Source organism: Xanthomonas bonasiae, from assembly GCF_014836395.1.
In the GTDB taxonomy this organism is placed as follows: Bacteria; Pseudomonadota; Gammaproteobacteria; order Xanthomonadales; family Xanthomonadaceae; genus Xanthomonas_A; species Xanthomonas_A bonasiae.
The window spans coordinates 1-872 of record NZ_JACSQX010000034.1; the positions used below are offsets into that span (position 1 = coordinate 1).

Annotated in this window: 1 protein-coding gene; it reads right to left on the bottom strand. The window is 66.2% G+C overall.

All coding sequences use genetic code 11. The features are described 5' to 3' along the window. Positions 1-872, bottom strand: an 872-nt coding sequence (gene tuf / locus H9658_RS22795; protein WP_225210200.1) for an elongation factor Tu, incomplete at both ends; no start/stop codon positions are given.

Consider the following 872-nt stretch of genomic DNA (forward strand, 5'->3'; position numbering starts at 1 on the left):
TGGCCGCGCTCCACGTCGTCACGCTTGGTGCCGCGCAGCAGCAGACCGGCGTTGTCGCCCGCCTGGCCCTGGTCCAGCAGCTTGCGGAACATTTCCACGCCGGTGACCGTGGTCTTCTGCGTGGCGCGGATGCCGACGATTTCGATTTCGTCGCCCACCTTGATCACGCCGCGTTCGATACGGCCGGTCACCACGGTGCCGCGGCCCGAGATCGAGAACACGTCTTCCACCGGCATCAGGAACGGCTTGTCCACGTCGCGCTGCGGCTCCGGGATGAACGAATCCAGCGCTTCCACCAGCTTCAGGATCGACGGCACGCCGATCTCGCTTTGGTCGCCTTCCAGCGCCAGACGCGCCGAACCGTGGATGATCGGGGTGTCGTCGCCCGGGAAGTCGTACTTGCTCAGCAGCTCGCGCACTTCCATCTCCACCAGCTCGAGCAGCTCGGCGTCGTCGACCATGTCGGCCTTGTTCAGGAACACCACGATGTGCGGCACGCCGACCTGGCGCGACAGCAGGATGTGCTCGCGGGTCTGCGGCATCGGGCCGTCAGCGGCCGAGCACACCAGGATCGCGCCGTCCATCTGCGCCGCACCGGTGATCATGTTCTTGACGTAGTCCGCGTGACCCGGGCAATCGACGTGCGCGTAGTGACGGTTCGGGGATTCGTATTCCACGTGCGCGGTCGAGATCGTGATGCCGCGCGCCTTCTCTTCCGGCGCCGCGTCGATCGCGTCGTACGCCTTGAACTCGCCGCCGAAGCGCTCTGCGCCGATCTTGGTCAGCGCCGCGGTCAGCGTGGTCTTGCCGTGGTCGACGTGACCGATGGTGCCGACGTTGACGTGCGGCTTGGTGCGCTCGAACTTACCCTT